The following is a 2,919-nucleotide window of genomic DNA, read 5'->3' on the forward strand; positions in this document are numbered from 1 at the left end:
GGCGACCAGCTATCCCTTTTTTAAGCAGCATATAAATAACGGCATCCATGATTAACTATAATGAGCTCACTGTTCCACAGGCAACCATCATTCAAAAGGAATTAAAAGACACCGTAAAGATAACACCGTACAACGGCCCGCTCAACTATATAGCCGGCGCCGATATTTCTTTCAATAAATTCAGTACCACAGTTTATGCCGGAATTGTAATAATGGAATTCCCTTCCATGAAGCCGGTTGGTTACAGCCTTGTAAAAAAAGAAGTGTTGTTCCCCTATGTTCCGGGGTTCCTGGCTTTCCGGGAAGTGCCTGCATTGCTGGATGCCTGGGCACAGTTACCGCTGAAACCGGACATCCTGGTGGTAGATGGACATGGCATTGCACACCCCCGCCGTATGGGCATTGCCAGTCATTTTGGAGTGCTGGCACAGCAACCCACTATAGGCAGCGCCAAGAAAAAGCTGTTTGGGATATATGAAGAACCGGGCATGGAGAAAGGCAGCTATACGCCGCTTACAGATAAACAGGGGCAGCCACTTGGTAATGTGTTGCGGAGCAAAACCAATGTGCAACCTGTTTTCGTGTCACCCGGACATCTTACAGACATTCCCGGCAGTACGGAGATCCTGCTGCAATGCATAAAAAGCTATCGCTTACCTGAGCCAACCCGGCTGGCGCATAATGCGGTGAACCAGTTCCGTACAGGGATAGTGCCCGAAGGCTGGACCAGCCTCTAAAACTTTATCCAGGCGATATTGGCTTTTTTCTCTACTCCTTTCCGTGAAATGAGCACCGTAGCATACATGCGGGTTTGTGTGTTGTAATCGGCTGCTCCCATCATACAGGCATAGCCCTTTGTAACTTCCGGCATACCAAAAAGGAACAGCCGTTCCATTTTGCCATTATAAAAACGGTAGCAAACGAAGTTGGCGTCTGCCGCGAATTTCAGGGGCTTGCGCACTTTGTCCTGGCCACCGGTATCAAGGTATTGAAGATAATCGTTGAAGAGCACAAAGGATACGCCGGGCACAGGGATATAGTCGTAAGACAACCACGTGTTGGTATTCAGTGCTGCAATTTTATTCCGGAACACCCATTCACTTTTGCTGCGCCGCTGCAGCTGGAACGGTTCGCATACGCCGGTGATCACCTGGTATTTGGAAACAGCCAGGGTGGTGTTTTCCCGGCCGACGGTATCCAGTAGTGTGATACCTATATCACCAAGGTTTGTATGCAGTTTATTGACCTGGGAATTGCCCTGTTTGAAGAAGGAAAAACTTTCCATTAGCAGGGTGCTGCTGCCATCTTCGTTCAGGTGTAACCGTTGAGGCGTTCCTTTGTATTCGTCCTGGTAGTTCAGGTTTTGCTGCATGTTGCGCGACAGCTCAGGGAACGACAACTGCACATTTTTTTTCAGTTTGCCGGTAGCCGCCTGGAACGTATTCATCATCATGCCTGTATATCCTTCTTTTTGTTTAGAAGATACATACAACAGCATCCGCACCTGTGTACCAGCCACCTGGATGTTGCCGGCTACATTCCCAAAGCCTGCTGTGTAATCCAGCACTTCATGGGCAAATGTGGCCGAGTCCGGCGACAACATAGAGAATAACACTTTGGCGCCTGCATCTCCTTCTTTCCGTTTGGCGTTAAATCCCACGGTGCCCAGGTACACTTTCTCTTTTCCCTGTACCGCCATGCCGATATAACTGAAATAGCTATACGAAGAATCGCCCAGGTAAAACCGGCCACTGTCAATAAGCTCATGGGCAGGTGAAAAATGTAATACCCGTATGCGTTCACGAACGCTGTCTGTTTTCTGGATGGGCGTACCCGAAAAAAAGGCCACCGCATAGTAATCGCTGTGGGCATCTTTTTCCACGTACATATCATGCGTAGCAAGGTTATCGTCTATAAACACGCTGCGATGCTGTACACCGGGCAGCTCTCCCAGCTTATCTTCCCGCAGCAGCCTGCCCGTTTCCGCATCCAGAACCAGGCGGTACATGACCGGGTTATACTTTACCAGCTGTTGTAAAAAGATCACCGGCTGGCCGTTTATTTCAAAGATGCCGTCTATTTCGGTCGACTCCAGGTCCGCCGCATTCCATAAGTGCGTATGCACTGTATCTGTTATCTTCAGGGCATGCGCAGTGTCGTAAATATTTACCAGCAGCCCGTCCTTTTTGGAGAAATGCAGGTATACGGTGTTACCGTTTTTCAACTGCATCAGTTTGTCCCATCCGTCTCCGGGCTCCGCGAAATCGGGCCCCAGCGTTACCAGGGGTACCTGGGCTATCGCTAAACTGCTGATCAGTAAAGCGCCAAAAAGAAAGGGCCATCTCAGATATTTCATCTTATTACTAATTATTAATTTCAAATATATGAAATTTATTTAATTATATAAGATGAGCGTTTATAGGATTACTTCGCTTAGAGCTTCGCTTAAAAGAGAGTCCTTTCCTGGCAGGTATCTCCCTTAATTAGTAAAAATTAAAACTCAAAAAATAAATCAGCAAAATCATCATAATCCTGAGTCAGACAAAACCCGCTTTGATCTACGCTGGCCGCATCAATGCCCTTCATGTTCCCCGCTGTTTTTCAATTTGGCCAGCAGGTCGTATGCCCCTGTTACCACCACCTCTTCTTCCGGCTCAGCTTTGGGGAATATTACTTCCGTATATCCCTGCTCGCTGTTCCCTTTCTGTACTTCCAGCATATTGAAATGGAAGGTGCTGTCGGTTCCCGGCTTTTTCACAAAAACGTACGACTTGTTTTCAAAGTTCACCACGGCGGCATCAGGCAACGCCTTTACGGCGGCGGCACCGGTTTCAATCATTGCCTGCAGGTAGGTACCGGGAAGCAGCTGCGTATCTTCTTCTTCCAGGTGGCAATGTACCCTTACAGTGCGTTCCGGGC

General features: G+C 48.3%; 2 protein-coding genes and 1 pseudogene. 1 reads left to right on the plus strand and 2 read right to left on the minus strand.

What is annotated here, in order from left to right:
- Window positions 1-47 precede the first annotated feature (47 nt).
- Window positions 48-737, plus strand: coding sequence for a deoxyribonuclease V (nfi, locus tag VIM72_RS24125; protein ID WP_332005382.1), 690 nt, complete (start codon window positions 48-50; stop codon window positions 735-737).
- Here the strand turns inward: nfi and VIM72_RS24130 are convergent.
- Both VIM72_RS24130 and VIM72_RS24135 read right to left on the minus strand, forming a co-directional pair.
- Entirely contained in the window at window positions 734-2,356 is a 1,623-nt protein-coding gene (locus VIM72_RS24130) for a hypothetical protein (protein ID WP_332005383.1), read from the minus strand. The genes nfi and VIM72_RS24130 overlap by 4 nt on opposite strands.
- A 216-nt stretch (window positions 2,357-2,572) precedes the next feature.
- Window positions 2,573-2,919: pseudogene (locus VIM72_RS24135) on the minus strand (hypothetical protein); the annotation flags it as partial.

Source organism: Chitinophaga sp. (assembly GCF_036569185.1).
In the GTDB taxonomy this organism is placed as follows: domain Bacteria; phylum Bacteroidota; class Bacteroidia; order Chitinophagales; family Chitinophagaceae; genus Chitinophaga.

Coding starts and splice junctions, on each gene's coding strand:
- nfi (WP_332005382.1), top strand. CDS start 48: ATGATTAACTATAATGAGCTCACTGTTCCACAGGCAACCATCATTCAA.
- VIM72_RS24130 (WP_332005383.1), bottom strand. CDS start 2,356: ATGAAATATCTGAGATGGCCCTTTCTTTTTGGCGCTTTACTGATCAGC.